We start from the raw sequence: 19,458 nt of genomic DNA, 5'->3' as shown, positions 1-19,458 counted from the left end.
CATGATGTACCAGTTATACTTGGATGCTCCCTTCGGTGCTGTCCATGCATAAGCCGGAAGAATACTCGTTGCCGTCAGTACCGCTGCCATTGCAGAAGCAGTCTGTCTGCGGACTTTTCCAAGATTCTTGTGACTGTTGTTTCCCCCTGTTTTTTTCACAGTCCCTTCTCCTCTCTTGTACGTTTTTCACTTTTCAGGCCTGATAGGTTTTATTGTATCATATATTTTTTACAAATGATACAGGACTTTTTTAGCTTTCTTAGCACTTTTTTAACATCTTTTTGTTGTTTTTTCTATTTTGTTATGTATTGTGTGCATTTGTGTCGTTTTTGTTCACGCTTTCTTTGTGAAAATATCATATCGCTCTTGTCAGGGACTTGCGGAGCATTTTTTATATGATAGGACGCAATTTCCTATCATATAAAAAAGGAACTGCTCTCACAGTCCCTTTTCCATCTCCCGCTTCGAGATCTCAAGAAATTTTCTTGCACTCAGCGGAAGTTCTTCTTCTTTTCGGTATGCCGCCACAAGTTGCCAGAGCGCGTGCATGCTCCGGTCGATCGGGAAATACTCAAGCCCCTCCGTTCCCGAAAACAGAGTCAAATACGAGCGCGGGAGGAAGGTTGCCCCGAGTCCCGCTGCGACAAGACGCTTCGTCGTCTCCATGCTCTTTGAGACGTATCTCACATCCGGGATGATTCCCGCGCGATTCAGAATCTGGTCTCCGACGAGACGCAGTTTCTGCCTGCTCTCGACGAGGATAAACGGTTCCTGCGCGAGCAGTGAGATCTGAACCGCCGTCAGCGGTTGATTCTTCTGAAATGGAAATCTGCCGTGCCAGCTCATCGGAAGCACCAGATAAAACGGGTCTTCGAGAAACTTTTCATACTGAAGTCCCGGGGACTCCTCCTGAAAATGCATCACGCAGAAATCGACTTTCTTCTGAAACAGCAGACGCTCAAGCTCCAACGAGTTGTTCTCGCGGAACTTGACCTGAATTCCCGGATAGAGTTCCGAGAACTCCGGAAGCACTGCTGGAAGCACATAGGCAGCGAGATTAACCGGGATTCCCACTGTCAGAATCCCCTTTTTCATCTGCTGATACGCCTCAAGCTCCACGCGCATCTGACGCGAAAATGCCTGCACCCGCTCAAGCTGATCGAGAATGATGCTTCCCGCCATCGTCTCCTCGACTCCCTCACTCGTTCTCAAAAACAGTGAGATTCCGAGGCTCTCCTCGATCTGAATCACCGCCTGACTCAACGACGGCTGGGCAATAAAAAGTTCATCTGCTGCCCGGGAAATGTTTTTCTGCTGACGAATCTCAATCAGATAGCGGACATCGCTCTCCGTCCACTCGCGCATGTAGGAAGTCTCGATGTTCCCGAGTGTGCGGATCTCCATAAAGATCTCTCGAATCTTTCTGCCAAACGTCAGAACGACCTCTCCCTCAGGTGTCGGCACAACCCCACTGTGACTGCGCCGAAACAGCGTAACTCCAAGTTCTTCCCCCACGGACCTGACAACTCGATTTAAGGTCGAGGCATCGCGCTTGAGCAGAGAGGAAGCCTTTTGGATGCTTCCCTGCTCTGCAATCGTCTCAAGGTAACGCAGTTGCCGTTCATTCATCTTCTCTCTTCCCCTCTTTCTTTTGTATTTTTTATAATCGTGATTGCGCTTATGATTGCGCTTATCTCTTCTTATTATATTATTATCTTCTTATTATACTACCATCTTAATTTCATTATTTCTTATAATATAAAATATCTAGTATAAAATATCTTATCTGAGTAAATCTCTCCGGCTGTGATACGTCGTGTGGAGCAGTTTATGGGAACGCTCACCGAGCGGTTCGCCAAGATACTCCTCGTAAAGTTTCTGCACATACGGATTCTCATGGGATTTGCGGATCGGCAGGTTTCTGTCCTCCTCATAGATCGCACGTCTTCTCTCTGCAAGAATCCGGCGCGTCTTCGGCGCATTTCCGCCACCTCCGATGCATCCGCCCTCGCACGCCATGACCTCGATGAAGTGGTACGGGGAAGTTCCCGCCTTGACCTCATCAAGCACCTTTTTTGCATTGCTCAGACCATGAACAATTGCGACGCGAACCTTCATTCCGTTGAGATCAATCTCCGCTTCACGGATTCCCTCGGTTCCACGCACCTGGTCAAACTCAAGTCGCGGTAAAGTTTCTCCGGTCACAACCTCATAGACCGTGCGCAGGGCTGCCTCCATCACACCGCCGGTCGTTCCAAAGATCTGACCTGCTCCACTTCCGAGACCGAACGGGCTGTCAAATTCCTGATCCTCGAGATCATCGAAATGAATTCCCGCGGTGCGGATCATCTTGGCAAGCTCCTCAACGGTGATCGAGATATCGACATCCTGATAACCGCTGTCGCACATCTCCGAACGCTTGCACTCAAATTTCTTTGCGGTACACGGCATGACGGAGACACTGCAAATCTCCTTCGGGTCGATCTCTGCCTTCTTCGCATAGTACGTCTTGATCACCGCGCCGAACATCTGCTGAGGGGATTTCGCACTTGAGAGATGAGAGAGCTGTTCATAGCCGTAAGTCTCACAGTACTTCACCCATGCCGGACAGCACGAAGTCATCATCGGAAGGGTGCCGCCGTTTTTCAAGCGATTTAAGAACTCCGTTCCCTCCTCCATAATCGTTAAATCGGCAGTGAAATCCGAGTCAAAGACCTTGGAAAATCCGATCTTTCTCATCGCGTGGATGATCTTTCCTGTCGTCACCGTGCCCGGGGCATAGCCGAGAGACTCTGCGAGCGTGATGCGCACTGACGGAGCAATCTGAGCGACAACGTGTTTTCCCTTTGCGATTTGGTCATAGACCTCATCTGTATTGTCGCGGATCGAGAGTGCGCCGACCGGGCAGACCTGAATGCACTGACCGCAGTTGACACAGCAGGTATCGACGAGCTTCTTGCCATACGGCGGAACGACTGAGGTTCCGTATCCGCGGTTCTCCTTTGCCATAACCGTGATGCCCTGTCCTTTTGTGCACGCCTCGACACAGCGTCCGCAGAGAATACACTTGCTCATATCGCGGACAATCGACGGCGACGAGTCGTCAAATCGACTCTCTCTCACATCGCGCTCATAGCGGTTCGGGCGGTTCATATTTAAGTCGCGCGCCACTTTCTGAAGCTGACATTTTCCATTCTTGGAGCAGACGAGACAATCCTGCGGATGTCTTGCAAGAATCAGCTCCATGATGTTCTTTCTCGCCTTGATGACTTTCGGGGATGCCGTTTTTACGACCATTCCCTCTGAAACCGGCATACTGCATGCCGTCGGCAGAAGGCGCTGTCCCTCGACCTCGACCACACAGATTCGGCAGACTGCCTTGACAGCCTGATCTTCATGATGGCAGAGCGTAGGAATGTGAACGTTGAGCCTTCTGGCTGCCTCTAAGATCGTCGTTCCCTCCTCTACCGCAATCGCTTCTCCATCTATTGTCAGATTAATCATACCGCATCGTCCTCCTCACTGCACACATGGCAGTACTCCCGGTCAATATGACGTAAGTAACAGGAATAAAAGTTCTGGATACTGCTCGTCACCGGAACTGCGGTGGAGTGACCAAGTCCACACAGTGCGGTTAAACGCATTGTCTCTGCCAGATCTTCAATCGTCTCAATGTCTTTGATGCTTCCGCGTCCCTCCGCAATCTTGCAGATCAGCTGATAGAGTCGCGTACCGCCCTCCCGGCACGGTGTACACTTTCCGCAGGACTCATCCTTGAAGAATTCCAGGTTGTTTCGCACAATATCAATGATACAGTTGCGGTCATCCATCACAAGGATTGTTCCACATCCGAGACGACCGCCGGAGTTTGACACCTGATCGATGTCGAGCGTCATGTCGATCTGGGATGCATTGATGATTGCGCCGGATGCACCACCTGTCTGTACGGCAAGCAGTTCGCGGCCTTCCTCCATTCCACCGCAGACCTCATAGATCAGATCCTTTAAATTGATTCCCATCGGGAACTCGAAAACGCCACGGCGCTTGACATTTCCACAGACCGTAAACAGCTTTGTGCCCGGGCTGTTGTCCGTTCCGATCGTGCGGTACCACTCCCAGCCATTTCGAAAGATCGGTGCGATGTTTGCAAGCGTCTCGACGTTGTTGAGCACCGTCGGCTTTCCAAACAGACCGGAGATACCCGGAAACGGCGGGCGGAATCTCGGCTCTCCTCGTTTTCCCTCGATCGACTCAAAGAGTGCGGTCTCCTCACCGCAGACATAAGCACCTGCACCGGAGCGGAGCTTGATGTCAAAGTCGAATCCGCTTCCCATAATGTTCGTTCCCAGACAATGTTCCTCTCTCGAAGTCTCGAGAGCTGCCTCAAGCACCGGAACGAGGTAGGCGTACTCTGCTCTCAGATAAATAAATCCGACATGAGCATTGACTGCCTTTGCCACAATTGCCATTCCCTCAAAGACGGCACACGGATCACAGGAGAGAAGAATACGGTCCTTGTTTGTTCCCGGCTCACCCTCATCGGCGTTGCAGACGATGTACTTCACATCGCCCGGAGCATCATAGGCGAACTGGATCTTGCGAAACGTCGGGAAGCCCGCACCTCCGCGTCCGCGAAGTCCTGCAAGGCGAAGTTCCTCGATGATCTCCGCGCCCGTCATCGAGAGTGCCCGCTTGAGCGCCTCATATCCGCCGGTCGCGATGTACTCGGATGCCTTTCTCGGATTGATTTTTCCACGATTTCTCAAAAGAATCTGTCGCTCTTCCATCTCCTACACCTCCCCGCGGATGTACCGCTTCACGATATCCCGGACACTCTCCGGTGTCAGATTGACGTAAGCCTTCTCGTTGATCATGATTGCCGGAGACTGCTCACACACACCGAGGCACGGACAATACTCAAGCGTAAATCTCCGATCCTCCGTCGTCTCACCCATCTTGATCTGAAGCAGATCTTCGAGTGCTCGAACAATCTCCTTTGCACCGCGCACATGGCACGGAGCACTCTTGCACATGCGGATCACATATTTTCCGCGCGGTTTTACGGAAAGCATCGCATAGAACGTGACGAAACTGTACACCTGTGTCTGCGGGATATCCATCTCTCGCGCAATTACGGAGGCAACTGATGCAGAAAATGCCGGTTCAATCTTTTGAACCTTTGTAATCACCTTCATCAGCATCTCCGGTCTCCCTTTGTAGTGGGAAGCAATCTCCGCAATCTTCACCAGCTGGGATGACGGGGTCTTGTAGCTGTAATTCTCCTCTTCTCTCATCCGGACTCTTCTCCTTTCAAAAACAGGTCTCAGGAACAACCCTTGCTTGTCCAAAAAATCGGTTTGGCCTGTCCGTTTTTTCTGAAAATAAGTATAGGAGAAGATGCACTTTGCGTCTAATATGGAAAATGCGCACCGCGTTATAGGTTTTATGCACTTTTGTTTATTTTTTATCATTAACAAGTGCAAGAAATCTATGTTTGTTAAAAAACAAACGACAGTCATCTAACTGTTCAAGTAATCGTCACAATTAGATAGCTGTCGTTATAAGAAACTAATAAACGCTCCGCCAGTGAGCAAAGTTCTGCAAACTCGTTCTCACTCCGGGTTCATCGTAACGGTACATAAGGTCGTAAAATACACGACCTAAGTACCGACGATTCACACGGGTTTGCAGGAACTTACTCACTTCTGGAGCGAAATCAACACCATTATAATCATTACGCGCCAAGTCTTTGCAAGCGCTGACTTGACTCATCACACTGCCATAATCATCACAACATCATGGCTCTCATCAATTTGCAAACTGGCTGTTATACAGCGTCGCATAGAATCCATTCTTTGCGAGCAGGCTCTCATGGTTGCCCTGCTCAATGATATGGCCATCCTTCATCACGAGGATCACATCGGCCTCGCGGATCGTCGACAGACGGTGAGCAACGATGAAGCTCGTTCTTCCCTGCATCATTGTCGCGAATGCCTTCTGGATTCGGATCTCGGTCATTGTATCGATCGACGAGGTTGCCTCATCGAGAATCAACATCGGAGGCAGGCAGAGCATCACGCGCGCGATACACAGAAGCTGTTTCTGACCCTGAGACAGGTTTCCGCCGTCCTCAGAGATCACCGTATCGTATCCCTGTGGCATACGCTTGATAAAGCTGTGTGCATGGGCGGATTTTGCCGCATTGATCATCTCCTCCTCGGTTGCATCCGGCTTTCCGTAGCAGATGTTCTCGCGGATCGTGCCGGACTTCAGCCAGGTCTCCTGAAGCACCATGCCGTAGCTTGCACGCAGGCTCTTTCTCGTCGCATGGCGGATGTCCGTTCCCGATACCTTGATCGAGCCACCATTTACGTCATAGAAACGCATCAGCAGGTTGATGATCGTCGTCTTTCCACATCCGGTCGGTCCGACAAGTGCGATTCTCTGACCCGGCTTGACATCAAGGTTCAGATCCTCAATCAACGGAACTTCCGGCACATAGGAGAATTTTACATGGTCGAGCTTGACGCTTCCATCGATCTGATCGAGTGTCACGGCATCTGCATCCTCTGCCTTGAATGCCGGCTCGTCGATGAGCTCAAGCACACGGGCTGCACACGCGAGTGCATTCTGAAGCTCGGTGACAACGCCGGAGATCTCGTTGAACGGCTTGGTGTACTGGTTTGCATAACTCAAGAAAATTGAGAGCTGACCGACACTGAGCATTCCGCGGATCGCCGCAAAAGCACCGACGACACCGACACTCGCATACACCATGCTGTTGACGAAACGCGTTGCCGGGTTTGTGATCGAGGAGAAGAAAATCGCGCGCAAACTGCATTTCTGAAGACGGGAGTTGATCTCCTCAAAGCGCTCCTGCGCCTCATCCTCATAGCCAAACGCCTGCACAACCTTCTCATTTCCGATCATCTCATTGACGAGCGAGGTCATCTCACCTCTCGTCTGAGACTGGAGCTTGAACATCGAGAACGTCTTCTTTGCGATGTAGCTTGCAACACAGAGAGAAAGCGGGGTTACCAGTACCACGACAACCGTGATCAGCGGGTTGACAACCAGCATGAAACCGAGCGTTCCAAGGATCGTCAGCACACCGGTAAACAGCTGGGTAAAGCCCATCAGAAGTCCATCGGAGAACTGGTCAATGTCCGCGATGATTCGGCTGATGATATCACCGTCCTGATGAGAATCCAGATAGGACAGCGGAAGCTCCTCAAGATGGTTGAATGCCTTGGTACGGATATCCTTTACCACATGGAAGGTGATCTGGTTGTTGATGTGGTTCATCAGCCACTGTGCACCTGCGGTGATGCAGATCACAATCGCAACTTTTCTGAGAATTGCAAAAAGTCCTGCAAAATCGACCTGATCCTGCCCGACAATCAAATCCACGCCGTTACCGATCAGAATCGGGGCGTACAGCGTTGTCGCTACCGTCACTCCGGCGAGCACAAGAGATAACAGAACCAGCCATTTGTAAATACCAATGTAATTTAAAATCCGCTTGAGTGTGGATTTGTGTTTTCCAAAATCAAATTTCTGCTTTGCCATCTCACTTCACCTCCTCTTTGGAAAGCTGGGACAGACAGATCTCCCGGTAAATCTCACAGGATTCAAGAAGCTCTGCATGAGTGCCACAGCCTGCCATCTTGCCATCGTCGAGAACAACGATCTGATCGGCATTCTTGATCGTCGTCGCACGCTGAGAGACGATAAAGACCGTCATGCCGTCCGTGTTCTCCCGAATTGCATGGCGAAGTTTTGCATCCGTCGCAAAGTCGAGTGCGGAGGCACTGTCATCCATAATCAGGATCTCAGGATCTCTGACAAGCGCACGCGCAATCGTCAGACGCTGGCGCTGACCGCCGGAGAGATTTCGTCCGTTCTGCTCAATGAACAGATCCAGACCCTTGCCCTTTCCATCGACGAACTCTCTCGCCTGAGCAATGTCGAGTGCGCGGTAGATCTCCTCATCCGTCGCATCCTTCTTGCCCCATCTCATATTTTCGCGGAGCGTTCCCTCAAACAGAACCGCCTTCTGCGGAACGACACCGATGCGATCACGCAGATCTTTGAGTGCATACTCGCGCACATCCACACCATCGATGCTCACACTTCCCTGACGCACATCGTAGAAACGCGGAATCAGGTTGACAAGTGACGATTTTCCGGAACCTGTTCCTCCGATGACACCGATCGTCTGTCCGCACTTCACGGTCAGATTGATGTCGGTGAGGGAATCCTCTTTTGCATTTTTATACGCAAAATCTACATGATTGAAGACAACAGCATCGATGTCCTCTTTCTCGGATTTTGCAGAATCTGCCGTCTTTGCGTTCGGCACTTCCTTGATACTGCTCTCCGTATCGAAGACCTTGTTGACACGGTTTGCACACGCGAGAGCCTTGGAGATCGAGACGATCAGGTTTGCCATCTTGATCAGCTCAACAAGGATCTGGGACATGTAGTTGACGAGAGCCACCGTCTGACCCTGAGTGATAATGCCCTGATTTACCTGTTTTCCGGCAATCCAGACGATCGCGATCGTCGCACCGTTGATGATCACATAGGTCACCGGATTCATCATTGCGGAAATCTTTCCGACAAAGACCTGCATATCAACAAGCAGGCTGTTCTCCTGATCGAAGTTCTTGATCTCATCCTCCTGACGGTTGAATGCACGGATAACGCGCACACCGGTCAGGTTCTCTCTCGTCGAGCGGGTTACGCTGTCGAGCTGACGCTGTACCTTCTTGTAAAGAGGCATGCTCACAAGCATGATGCCGAAGACTACGACACTCAGCGCCGGGATTGCAACAACAAATACAAGCGCTGCCTTTACATTGACTGTAAATGCCATGACCATCGCACCGAAGACGATGAACGGGGAACGCAGAAGCAAACGCAGTGCCAGATTCAGTCCGGACTGCACCTGGTTAATATCACTCGTCATTCGCGTGATCAGCGTCGCCGTTCCCATCGTATCCTGCTCACTGTACGACAACGTTCCAATATGTTTAAATAAATCTCTTCTCAGCGCTGTCGAGACTCCTACCGCCGACTTTGCAGCAAAATACTGCGCCGTCAGAGAGCAGGTGAGTCCGATTGCAGCGAGAAGCAGTAAAAGTCCGCCCATCTTCACGATGTAGCTTCCGTTCTGATCGCGGATGCCGACGTCGATGATCTGTGCCATGACGAGCGGGACAAAGAGTTCAAAGCTGGCTTCCAGCATTTTGAACAGCGGTGCAAGAATACTCTCACGCCGGTACTCTTTTAAGTACTTCAGCAATCGCTTCATAACCTACAACCCTCCAGTAAAAATATCGTTACAATTCACCCGGTATTTTTTCTCCCAAAAATCTTTCCGAAAATATTTCCCCATGAACCATAACAAAGTGTCTAAACTGTATTAAAAAAAATACAGCGTTATCAGTATGTTACTGTTCACGCATACGTGCCCAGTAACGGAATTTGCCGTGGCTTCGCATTTAAATACGGCAAATTCCCGCTACCACAACGTTATCTTACGGCACTTTCGGTTCCAAAAGTGCCTACTGAACAGTAACATCAGTATACCACCGCATGCATAAAAAATCTAGCTACGATTGTTATCTGAGTCTTATCTGGATCTTATTATTTGGATCTTATTTATTTGGATCTCATTTGTTTGGATCTTCGTCATCGGAATCTCTTCTGAATTCTTTTTATCTGCAATTTGTGGGAATCGATGGGAATTCTTGTACTTTTTTTCTTCTCATGATAATATAATACTGATAATGTAATACATACAATACAAGTAATACAAATGGCACATACATCTTCAAGTGCCAGCGATCACCGGAGTAATTTATTTATGATAATCAATCTGATCCTGTTATTTAAACGAATCTGGAAAATATGGAAGAAATACACGGAGGATGAAGTCACCGTCTACGCGGCTCAGGCATCCTTTTTTATCGTGATCGCTTTTTTTCCATTTATTATGTTGCTTTTGACAACGCTCCAGTTCATCCCCAATGTCAACAAGTCTGACTTGCTGACACTCCTTGTGAAAATCATGCCAAACATGCTCGACTCCCTCGTTGTCGGGATTGTCGACGACCTCTATATCAAGTCCCCGGGAACGATTCTCTCACTCTCCGCAGTCTCGACGCTCTGGTCTTCCGCCCGCGGAATGCTCAGCATTGAGCGCGGACTGAATCGAATCTATGGGATCACAGAAAAGCGCAGTTATCTTCTCCGCCGTCTGATCTGCTCGTTCTACACGCTGATTCTCATGGCAGTCTGCGTTTTTTCCCTCGTGCTCCTCGTCCTCGGAAATGCGATTCACGCTCTGACCGTGCGCCTGTTCCCATTTTTGAATCCCCTGCTGACCGATGTTATCAGTCTGCGAAATCTGACGGCTCTCGTTCTGTTCTTCGCATTTTTCGTGGGACTCTATTCGATTATTCCGACCAAACATCAAAAGCCCCGAAATCAGATTCCCGGGGCCTTGTTTTCCACCGTATGTTGGTTGGGATTTTCATACGGCTTCTCATTATACTTTTCAAATTTCAGCAACTTCTCGTACATGTACGGAAGCCTGACGGCAATCGTTCTGCTGATGCTCTGGCTCTACTTTTGCATCTGTATCCTGTTTATCGGAGCAGAAATCAACTGTTGCTCTAGTTCTGATCAAGGATCTGCTCTCCCATGATCAACGGATAACGGATCAGATCCTTTCCATCCAGATTTTCCCGGTGCATATGAACTGCCGTAATCTGGTGATTTTCATATGTTGTGTAATAATAAATTCCCTTGCTCGCATTGCAACAGGAAGTATAGAGCGTGATCTCATATTTTCCATCTGCAACCTCACAGCATCCACGTTGCTGATCCACCGATCCCAAAATATGGAAAAACTGGCTGACGCTCTCCTTCTCGGAATCTCCAGAAACTGCATGCATCTTTGTAAACGCAACTCGCACAAATCGGGACATCGATGAGAGATCTCCCGGAAGTCCGAGTGCTCCCATGCCTCGGCTGTATGTCTGAAGCGCAAGTTTCTCAGAAAACTGGTTGACCGGCTGTCTCGGGGAGAGATACATATAGTTGTTCAGCTGAAACATCTGCTGTTCAAACGGCGGATTGTTCGTCAGCACACCGACCGGATTGTCATGGATGTGAAGCCCATCACTCATCGACTCCACGGTGATCGCCCCGCTCGCATCCGCAATGATCCAGTGCAGGGAAGCCGTCGGAAGCCCCTCACTGAACGGGGTCTTCGTCAGATTGATACGAGAAAGCAAAGTCTTTGCCTCCCCAAGCGTTGCGCAACTTCCGAGAATCCACGGGATAAACTCAAACTGCGTGATATTGTCTTTTCCCTCTTTTTCCTCCTGGTAAACAGCATTTCCGACGAAGTTCAGTCCTGCCATTCCAAGCCCTTTCTCATTGATCGCATCGTAGTAGAGTGGATACGTCCCCGCCACATGTGCCATTCCAATCATCGCATATTTTGTGTGGAAAATATTTTCCTGCAAATCTCTGTGCGGATGGCGGAGCGCAAATCCATATTTTCTCGGTGTGATCGTCACCTCATCCCCGTAAGAAAACTCATAATCCAAAGTCCGTCCCATATAAAAATCTTTTGTCTGGTAGGTTACTGCTGTACACATCGTTTCTTTTTCCTCTCTTCTTCCTAAATTATTCGGACGTAAGTTTTTTAATTTTTTTGTCCACCTGTTCCAAAGCGATATAACTCAGAGTAGATATCCCCTCATCGCGTCGACTTGAACGTTACGGCGACGCAAGGCGGGTAAGGCAAAGCAAACCCGTTTGAAACGTCGGTGCTTAGGTCGCGTACTTTGCGACCTTATGCACCGCTACGTTGAAAGCCGGAGTGCGAACGTGTTTGCGTGCCTTTGCCCGTCTGAGGAGCATTTCTCAACACCCCAACGCTTTTCCTATCATTTCAAACTCATCAAGCCGAATACAACTCTTGAGTTCCCCTGCCTTCAACTTTTCCAGGCACTCCTGATAATCCATCCACCGCACACTCTCGACTTCCTCGCTCTGGAGTTTCAGATTTTCGATCCGAACCGGCTCCTGATACAGATAGACTGCGCTGATTTCATGATCTTTAAACGGCTGTCCGTGGAAAACCGCCTCGCTTTTTGCCTGATGCATCCCGATAAAATGGAGCTGGTCGGCTGTCGCTTCAATTCCAAGTTCCTCTCTCAGCTCGCGCACCGCCGTCGGCAGATACTCCTCCCCTGCCGACAAATGTCCTGCTGACGAGATGTCATAGCATCCCGGGTACGAATCTTTCTGCTCACTTCGTTTCTGAAGAAGCACCTCATATCCGCATCCGCCATTTGCATTCGGGCGAACCACCCAGATATGAGCCGTTCCGTGCGGACTTCCATCCCGATGGGCGACGCCCCGCTCCCTGCGGACTCCGGTCTTCTCCCCGGTCTTTTCATCGAGCACATCAAAAAGTTCCATCTCCTGTCCGTCGAGCGAAGCGGACACCAATCCACCCTTCCCATCATAGACAAGTTTGAGTGAGAAAAAGTCGGAACGCTCATTCAAGAGACGGAAGAAAATTTTGTCTCCCTCCCAGATATTCAGCTTGACTGCTTCCTCCTTGTCAACCCACGCAAGCTCACCCTCGTCGCACGCAATCGGCTCCCCCGTAAATGCATCCGCGGTGAACAGCGACATATACTCTGTCTCACCATCTCCAGAGACAAATGTCACAATCGCACGATACTTCCACGAAGTCAGCGTGTATCCCGTCTCCTCGCGAACTTCTCGAAGCACACACTCCTCCGGACTCTCATCCGCCTCAAAATGCCCGCCAACTCCGATCCATTTATCCTTATTCACATCATTCTTTTTGACGGTCCGGTGCAACATCAGATACTGACCGTCTTTTTCTATATAACACAAGGTACTCAACGAGACCATTTCTTTGTATCTCCTCTCCACTGGCAAATTGTTTGTTACCTTTCACACGCCCTGCAAACAGCAAAAGGGAGCCGGTTTTCTGACTCCGACTCCCTCCATTATATCACGATATCATGATTTCCGCTATTTTTCGCTGTTTTTCATTATCTCACGATTTCTTCCTATTTTTCAATCTCGCGAATCAGATTTACCATCTCAATCGCACTCAGCGCACAGTCATATCCCTTGTTTCCTGCCTTTGTTCCCGCACGCTCAATCGCCTGCTCAATATTTTCTGTTGTCAGGACGCCGAACAGAACCGGAATTCCACTGTCCAGAGATACGTTCGCGATTCCCTTTGACACCTCGTTGCACACATAGTCGTAATGGCTTGTATTTCCACGGATCACAGCGCCCACACAGATGACCGCATCGTACTTTCCGCTCTTTGCCATCTTCGATGCGATCAGTGGAATCTCAAATGCCCCCGGCACCCACGCGACATCGACCTGCGCCTCGTCCACGTTGTGACGTTTGAGACCGTCGAGTGCACCACCGACAAGTTTGTTTGTGATAAACTCATTGAAACGGCTTGCTACGATTCCCACACGAATTTCCTCTGCTACTACTTTTCCTTCCAGTACTCTCATGATTGTTTCCTCCATTTCACTTTCTTGTTTTCTTCATTTTTTCTTGTTTTCGCAAGTTTTTTATTTCATTCATTTTTTCATTGCTTTTTTATTCTGGTTTTCGTTCTGATTTTTGTTTCTTTGAACTTCTTGTTTTTCTAAACTTTCTATTTTGGCTAATTCTTCGGATTTCTTTAATTTTTCTAATTTCTCATCGTCTCGTCGTTTTATCTCATTAAATATTTAACAGATGTCCCATTCTCTGCTGTTTTGTCTTGAGATAAAAACGGTCATAGCGCGTTGCCTGCATCTCAATCGGCACTCGTTTGTTGATCTTCATTCCAAATTCTTCTAACTGGTAAACCTTGTCTGGATTATTCGTCAAAAGATTCAGGCTCTTTACGCCGAGATCCCGAAGAATCTGCGCGCCAATGTAATATTCTCTCTCATCCCCGCCAAATCCAAGTGCCAGATTTGCCTCAAGCGTATCCATCCCCTGCTCTTGAAGCTCATAGGCTCTGAGCTTATTGATCAGACCGATTCCGCGTCCCTCCTGACGCATGTAGAGCAGAATTCCGCGTCCCTCTTTCTCAATCTGCGTCATCGCCGATGCAAACTGCTGTCCACAGTCACAGCGCAGAGATCCAAACACATCTCCGGTCAGACATTCTGAATGAACCCGACAGAGCACATCCTCCCCGTCTCCGATCTCGCCCTTCACGAGTGCGACATGATGCTCTCCATTTAAGCGATTCACATAACCGTAAGCCGTAAACTCGCCGTATTTCGTCGGCATCTTTGTCACGGTCACGCGGTCAACAAGGATGTCATGGATCTTTCGATATTCCTGAAGATCCTTGATCGTGATAAAGGTGAGATTCCACTTTTTTGCGAGTTCCCGAAGCTCTCCGGTTCGCATCATCGTGCCGTCCTCTCTCATGATCTCACAACAGAGTCCGCAGGTTTTAAGTCCCGCAAGACGGCACAGATCCACCGTCGCCTCGGTGTGACCATTTCTCTCAAGCACACCATTTTTCTTTGCAAGAAGCGGAAACATATGACCCGGTCGTCTGAAATCTTCCGGTTTCGCATCCTCCGCAACACAACGCATCGCCGTCATCGAGCGCTCCTTTGCCGAGATTCCGGTTGTCGTCGTGACCGCATCGATCGAGACCGTAAATGCCGTCTCATGATTATCGGTATTGTGGGATACCATCTGAGGAATCTGAAGTTTCTGCACATACTCCTCCGACATCGGCATACAGATCAGTCCTTTTCCGTGTGTCGCCATAAAATTAATGTTCTCCGTCGTCGCAAATTCTCCCGCACAGATGAAATCCCCCTCATTTTCCCGATCCGGATCATCCGTCACCAGAATAATTTTTCCTGCGCGAAGATCCTCAAGTGCCTGCTCAATCGTATCAAACTTCTCTGTCTGTTTTATTTCCATCGCTGTTTCCTCCGCCTTTTTCTTTATCTAAATCATCATCTTCTAAATCAGCTAAATCGAAAAGTCCAATCAACGAATCCTCAATGAATTCTTAAAGCCTTAAATCCTTGAATCCTTAAATTCTCGAATTCTTTTAAAGAATTCTTTTAAAGAATCCTTTTAAAATCCGTATTTTTCAAGAAATTCCTTTGTCAGTCCACCACCGTTTGTTCCACCTTTGGATTCATCCACTTTATTCGCTTTATTCGTCTCATTGTCTCCATTTTCTGTCGTGAGAAGATGCTCCACATATTTTCCTATCAAATCCGTTTCCAGATTGACCAGATCGCCTCTCTTTCGCTCTCCAAGTGTCGTCACCTGAGCAGTGTGCGGAATGATCGAGACAGAAAAATCCGTCGTTCCAACTTTTGCTACGGTCAAGCTGATTCCATCAATCGCGATCGACCCTTTTTCCACAATATAGCGCAAAAGTCTGGGACTTGCCTGAATCGTGTACCAGACTGCATTGTCATCTTTCCAAATCTCCTCAATCCGTCCGGTTCCATCGATATGACCGGAAACCATATGACCGCCAAATCGTCCTCCCGCAAGCATCGCCCGCTCCAGATTTACCCGTTTTCCCGGTTTTACATCTGAGAGTGAGGAGCGATTCAGTGTCTCGTGCATCACATCCGCCGTGAAGCGATTTTTCTGAAACGAGGTTACCGTCAGGCAAACTCCATTGACGGCAATGCTGTCTCCCAGATGCACATCCTCTAAAATCTGATCTGCACGGATCTCAAGGACTGCGGAATGTGCACCTTTTCTGACTGCGATCACACTTCCAACCTCCTCTATAATTCCTGTAAACACGTTTGCCTCATCTCCTCTCATCCACGCTTATTCACAGTTTGCTCGATCGCCTTCGTTTGTCTCCCTCTCCACTGTCATGGTCTTCTCTGTGTCAGGATCCTCTCTGCGCTCGATCTCTCCCTCAATCAGGAAATCCTCTCCAAGTCTTGTCACCGTCATGGTGTCCGCGCTAAGTCTGACTGCCTGATCCGGTGTTCTCACGCCCTCCCCCTCAATCGGTGTCTTTGCTTTTCCTCCCCCAAAAAGTTTCGGTGCAAGGTAAGCCTGTACATGATTGACAAGTCCGGCACTTAGGAAAGACCAGTTGAGCGTTCCTCCACCCTCAAGGAGAATGCTGTCAATTTTCATTTCTCCAAGTTTTCGCATCAGATCATTCAGATTAAGATGACCATCACACTCCTGTACAATCAAAACCTGGCATCCTCTCTGCTCATATTGCTTTATACGCTCGACATCCTGACAACAGGTCGCAAGAATGACTGGAGCACTCTCACGGTCCGCCGTCTCCACAATCTTAGACGAGAGCGATGTGCGTAGATTGGTGTCACAGATGATGCGGATTGGATTTCGTCCACCCTCAATCCGGCAAGTCAACAGCGGATCATCCGCAAGCACGGTCCCGATGCCTGCCATAATCGCCGTATAACGATTTCGTTGACTTTGCACATGCGCCCTCGCCTGTTCACCTGTGATCCACTTCGATGCACCCGTAGCCGTCGCAATCTTTCCGTCAAGTGTCATCGCATATTTCATCACGACATACGGAAGTCCGGTTCGGATATACCAGAAAAATACCCGGTTGAGCTCCCTGCACTCCTGCTCAAGCACATGCTCGGTGACCTCCACACCGTGATTTCGCAGAATCTCGATTCCTTTTCCGGCGACAAGCGGGTTCGGATCTCCGCTTCCGACCACAACTCTCGCAATCTTTGCTTCGAGAACCGCCAATGTGCACGGTGGCTGTTTGCCATAGTGACAGCACGGCTCAAGCGTCACATAGAGAGTCGCTCCCTCCGGAGACTCGGTACACGAGGCAAGTGCATTTCGCTCTGCATGCGCTTCCCCGTACTTTGCATGATACCCGCTCCCGATGATCTCTCCATTTTTTACGAGAACCGCGCCGACTAGCGGATTCGGAGAAACTCGCCCCGTCCCCTTTTTTGCAAGTTCCAGTGCTATCCGCATGTATTTCTGATCGATGTCATTTTGGTCTGCCACCACTCACTCCCCGCCTTTCTTCGTTTCATTTGAATTATTTGAATCCAACAGGAGTTCGTCTTAGAACATTTTCACAACCTAAGAAACACAAGATTTTAGGAAATAAAAAACGCCCTGAACACAAATTTTTTCTCTGTTCAGGGCATTTCTGGTTTTCACTTCAACTTCAATCTGTTTTAAGGTTTTCCCATCTCGACATACTCAAAATATCCAAATAAACTTTTCTTTTTAATTCTTATCGTATCGCTTGTCAGGTTCTCATAATCTCATTCTCATAAATACAAAAAGCTCCGGAATTTTCATTCCAGAGCGATGATATTTTGTGACTGATCAATCTTTTGTCTGATATCGAGTTCATATCTAATCTGATCCTGATACCTAACGGATATCCAAATAGTTCTATCTGTCTATTCTGCGTATGTGCGATTGTGTCATAATCTTCTTTCATCCAGACTATACTGTCGGCCTCGGAATTTCACCGAATCATGCCTTACGGCTCGTGGGCTATCACCACCGGTGGGGAAACACTCCCCGCCCTGAAGACGTTGTTCTGTTGTTGGTTCTTAATATACTCTTCTCTTTTCCGTTTGTCAATCTAATTTTCTGACTTCTTTTCTCAATATCCTAACAACATGTTACTGTTCACGCGTTGCGCAAACAGCAACAGATTTTGCCGATGCTTCGCATTCCAAATCGGCAAAATCTGCTACCACCATGTTATCTTACGGCACTTTCGGTTCCAAAAGTGCCTACCTCTGAACAGTAGCGACAACATTACCGCTCATATAAAGTTTTCTGATTAGCAGAATCCACAAAGGCTTTCACCGCTTCCTCAAGCCCTGAATCATCCGTTCCACCTCCAAAATCAAGAATCGCCAGGCGGTTTTTATCACTCAGCACCACCTCATCCACAGCAACTGCCTCGTCCTCGATGTTCTCATTTTCAATTTGACTCTCCGTCAAGCCGTCCTGTACCTCCACATCCACTGCCGTCGCCTCCTCTTTTCGGATCGTGTAACGACACCAGATCACCTGCACATTCTCTGGAAGATTTAAAAAAGTCTCCGTCTCAGGAAGTTCCTGTTCTCTCTGCTCCCACAGATCCGTCATATCCTTGGGATAATTTTTCTTTGTCTGACTGATCACCCATGGAATCGGGCTCTTGAAAATCGTCACTCCAACCGGATTTCCCGCACCATTCACACGCATATCGCTCGTCTGATAACTTGCAAACACAGTATGTTTCTCGTTTAAGTTTCTTAAATTGCTTGAATTGCTTAAGTTACTCGAATTGCTTGAACCATTTGAATTGTTTGAATATGTCTCAGTCTGACTTTTCTCTTCTACCCGCATGAAATGCCCAACCATCGCATTGCACAGCGGAAATGCGATCATGCTGATCACAACAACACCCACAAAATAACCGATCCAGTCTTCCCTGCTGTTTCCACTTCCATTTTCACGAATCCATCTCTGCATGAACAGAACAATTCCCAGCATAAGAAACATGGAGACCATACCGCTGATAAAAACCGGCAGGGAAACCGCCCCCATCGCTGACAAGATGATGAATATCAGGAAAATCCACGTTGCCTGCCCGATTTTTCTCCACTTCAGTCGCCGGTTCACCTCCGTCGCCGTAAGTTTCTCTGGCGATGTCGTCTGCTCCCCGCTCCTCTTCAGAATCTTTTTCTTTCTGTGTACCCACAACACAAGTCGAACATAGAGCATGCCCCAGGAAACCATGATCATCGTCGTCACAATCACAGAGAGGAAATTCAAGGGATCTGCAAGCACAACTCCCGGATTCTGTAAACTTCGATACAAAATCCAGCAATTCAAAACAATCAAAATGGGATACAGAATTCGCGTCGACCAGCCCCACACAAGAGATTTCTGGATTTCAAACTGCCTTGCCTCACTCATCTCTTCCGTCCGCTTCACCGCAGTCCTATCCGTCGCATAGAAAACCTGCCAGTTCATTCCCCTGCACTGGAACTTCCATCCCGCATCTTTACACCGCTCCTGAAATTTCTTTTCCGCCCATGAATCCGCTCCCGTCAATGTCGAGCTTCCCGGAACGAGAACAGTCGCATAAGTTCGCTTTTCCGGCTTTCCATAAGAAAATTTGATCCCGAAATTGCCAATTTTCTCCGGAAACCATCCCTGCAATGCCTGATCCTCCAGATACCGTTCAAATAGGTCTGCCTCCCATGCTGAAAAACTCCACCAAACTCGTTTTTCCTGTCTCATCGCTCCGCCTCCCTTCCATTGACCCTTCGATTAATTTTATTATACAGAATTTGATTCAGTCATTACAAGAACGAAGGACTTACTCTTTCCTTACGTTTTCGTTACCGG

14 protein-coding genes and 1 riboswitch are annotated in these 19,458 nt (G+C 48.6%); of the genes, 1 reads left to right on the top strand and 13 read right to left on the bottom strand.

Annotated elements, in window-relative coordinates; all coding sequences use genetic code 11:
• Window positions 1-438: 438 nt before the first annotated feature.
• From ACR0QT_RS08465 to ACR0QT_RS08440, 6 genes are all read right to left on the bottom strand, one after another.
• Window positions 439-1,629 carry a LysR substrate-binding domain-containing protein gene (locus tag ACR0QT_RS08465; protein ID WP_432630379.1) on the bottom strand — a complete coding sequence of 397 codons (1,191 nt, stop codon included), beginning with the start codon at window positions 1,627-1,629 and terminating at the stop codon, window positions 439-441.
• Window positions 1,630-1,782: 153 nt separating this feature from the next.
• Window positions 1,783-3,504, bottom strand: coding sequence for an NADH-dependent [FeFe] hydrogenase, group A6 (locus ACR0QT_RS08460; protein ID WP_432630378.1), 1,722 nt, complete (start codon window positions 3,502-3,504; stop codon window positions 1,783-1,785).
• Window positions 3,501-4,787 carry a complex I 51 kDa subunit family protein gene (locus ACR0QT_RS08455; protein ID WP_432630377.1) on the bottom strand — a complete coding sequence of 429 codons (1,287 nt, stop codon included), beginning with the start codon at window positions 4,785-4,787 and terminating at the stop codon, window positions 3,501-3,503. The genes ACR0QT_RS08460 and ACR0QT_RS08455 overlap by 4 nt, the downstream gene beginning before the upstream one ends.
• A 3-nt stretch (window positions 4,788-4,790) precedes the next feature.
• Window positions 4,791-5,294 carry an NAD(P)H-dependent oxidoreductase subunit E gene (locus tag ACR0QT_RS08450; protein ID WP_177977270.1) on the bottom strand — a complete coding sequence of 168 codons (504 nt, stop codon included), beginning with the start codon at window positions 5,292-5,294 and terminating at the stop codon, window positions 4,791-4,793.
• Window positions 5,295-5,808: 514 nt separating this feature from the next.
• On the bottom strand, window positions 5,809-7,569 hold the full coding sequence (locus ACR0QT_RS08445) for an ABC transporter ATP-binding protein (RefSeq protein WP_432630376.1): 1,761 nt from the start codon (window positions 7,567-7,569) through the stop codon (window positions 5,809-5,811).
• A 1-nt stretch (window position 7,570) separates the two neighbouring features.
• Window positions 7,571-9,316, bottom strand: a complete 1,746-nt coding sequence (locus ACR0QT_RS08440) for an ABC transporter ATP-binding protein (protein WP_432630375.1) — start codon at window positions 9,314-9,316, stop codon at window positions 7,571-7,573.
• Between the two features lie 558 nt (window positions 9,317-9,874).
• Between ACR0QT_RS08440 and ACR0QT_RS08435 the strand changes: the two genes are divergently transcribed.
• Entirely contained in the window at window positions 9,875-10,714 is an 840-nt protein-coding gene (locus ACR0QT_RS08435; RefSeq protein WP_432630403.1) for a YihY/virulence factor BrkB family protein, read from the top strand.
• Here ACR0QT_RS08435 and bsh read toward each other — a convergent pair.
• The 7 genes from bsh to ACR0QT_RS08400 form a co-directional block, all read right to left on the bottom strand.
• Window positions 10,683-11,675: a choloylglycine hydrolase gene (gene bsh, locus ACR0QT_RS08430; RefSeq protein ID WP_432630374.1), complete on the bottom strand. Its 993-nt coding sequence runs from the start codon at window positions 11,673-11,675 to the stop codon at window positions 10,683-10,685. The two genes, ACR0QT_RS08435 and bsh, sit on opposite strands and share 32 nt — an antisense overlap.
• Window positions 11,676-11,943: 268 nt before the next feature.
• Window positions 11,944-12,969: an NUDIX domain-containing protein gene (locus ACR0QT_RS08425; protein WP_432630373.1), complete on the bottom strand. Its 1,026-nt coding sequence runs from the start codon at window positions 12,967-12,969 to the stop codon at window positions 11,944-11,946.
• A 161-nt stretch (window positions 12,970-13,130) separates the two neighbouring features.
• Window positions 13,131-13,598, bottom strand: a complete 468-nt coding sequence (gene ribH, locus ACR0QT_RS08420; RefSeq protein ID WP_432630372.1) for a 6,7-dimethyl-8-ribityllumazine synthase — start codon at window positions 13,596-13,598, stop codon at window positions 13,131-13,133.
• A 214-nt stretch (window positions 13,599-13,812) separates the two neighbouring features.
• Window positions 13,813-15,027: a bifunctional 3,4-dihydroxy-2-butanone-4-phosphate synthase/GTP cyclohydrolase II gene (locus ACR0QT_RS08415; protein ID WP_432630371.1), complete on the bottom strand. Its 1,215-nt coding sequence runs from the start codon at window positions 15,025-15,027 to the stop codon at window positions 13,813-13,815.
• Between the two features lie 159 nt (window positions 15,028-15,186).
• Window positions 15,187-15,879, bottom strand: coding sequence for a riboflavin synthase (ribE, locus tag ACR0QT_RS08410; protein WP_432630370.1), 693 nt, complete (start codon window positions 15,877-15,879; stop codon window positions 15,187-15,189).
• Between the two features lie 27 nt (window positions 15,880-15,906).
• Complete coding sequence (gene ribD / locus ACR0QT_RS08405) at window positions 15,907-17,097, bottom strand: bifunctional diaminohydroxyphosphoribosylaminopyrimidine deaminase/5-amino-6-(5-phosphoribosylamino)uracil reductase RibD (protein WP_432630369.1); 1,191 nt, start codon at window positions 17,095-17,097, stop codon at window positions 15,907-15,909.
• 432 nt (window positions 17,098-17,529) lie between these two features.
• Window positions 17,530-17,645: riboswitch (FMN riboswitch) on the bottom strand.
• Between the two features lie 226 nt (window positions 17,646-17,871).
• Window positions 17,872-19,350, bottom strand: a complete 1,479-nt coding sequence (locus ACR0QT_RS08400; RefSeq protein ID WP_432630368.1) for a DUF2812 domain-containing protein — start codon at window positions 19,348-19,350, stop codon at window positions 17,872-17,874.
• Between the last annotated feature and the right edge of the window lie 108 nt (window positions 19,351-19,458).

Origin of the sequence: Brotaphodocola sp. (genome assembly GCF_050873365.1) — a bacterium.
GTDB lineage: Bacteria > Bacillota > Clostridia > Lachnospirales > Lachnospiraceae > Brotaphodocola.
The sequence above is the reverse complement of the archived record's forward strand: the minus strand, read 5'-3'. Positions and strand labels throughout refer to the sequence as shown.

Excerpts from the sequence above, each read along its gene's own strand:
- ACR0QT_RS08460 (WP_432630378.1), bottom strand. The coding sequence starts at position 3,504 with ATGATTAATCTGACAATAGATGGAGAAGCGATTGCGGTAGAGGAGGGA.
- bsh (WP_432630374.1), bottom strand. The coding sequence starts at position 11,675 with ATGTGTACAGCAGTAACCTACCAGACAAAAGATTTTTATATGGGACGG.
- ACR0QT_RS08450 (WP_177977270.1), bottom strand. The coding sequence starts at position 5,294 with ATGAGAGAAGAGGAGAATTACAGCTACAAGACCCCGTCATCCCAGCTG.
- ACR0QT_RS08445 (WP_432630376.1), bottom strand. The coding sequence starts at position 7,569 with ATGGCAAAGCAGAAATTTGATTTTGGAAAACACAAATCCACACTCAAG.
- ribH (WP_432630372.1), bottom strand. The coding sequence starts at position 13,598 with ATGAGAGTACTGGAAGGAAAAGTAGTAGCAGAGGAAATTCGTGTGGGA.
- ACR0QT_RS08425 (WP_432630373.1), bottom strand. The coding sequence starts at position 12,969 with ATGGTCTCGTTGAGTACCTTGTGTTATATAGAAAAAGACGGTCAGTAT.
- ACR0QT_RS08440 (WP_432630375.1), bottom strand. The coding sequence starts at position 9,316 with ATGAAGCGATTGCTGAAGTACTTAAAAGAGTACCGGCGTGAGAGTATT.
- ACR0QT_RS08400 (WP_432630368.1), bottom strand. The coding sequence starts at position 19,350 with ATGAGACAGGAAAAACGAGTTTGGTGGAGTTTTTCAGCATGGGAGGCA.
- ACR0QT_RS08465 (WP_432630379.1), bottom strand. The coding sequence starts at position 1,629 with ATGAATGAACGGCAACTGCGTTACCTTGAGACGATTGCAGAGCAGGGA.
- ACR0QT_RS08415 (WP_432630371.1), bottom strand. The coding sequence starts at position 15,027 with ATGGAAATAAAACAGACAGAGAAGTTTGATACGATTGAGCAGGCACTT.
- ACR0QT_RS08455 (WP_432630377.1), bottom strand. The coding sequence starts at position 4,787 with ATGGAAGAGCGACAGATTCTTTTGAGAAATCGTGGAAAAATCAATCCG.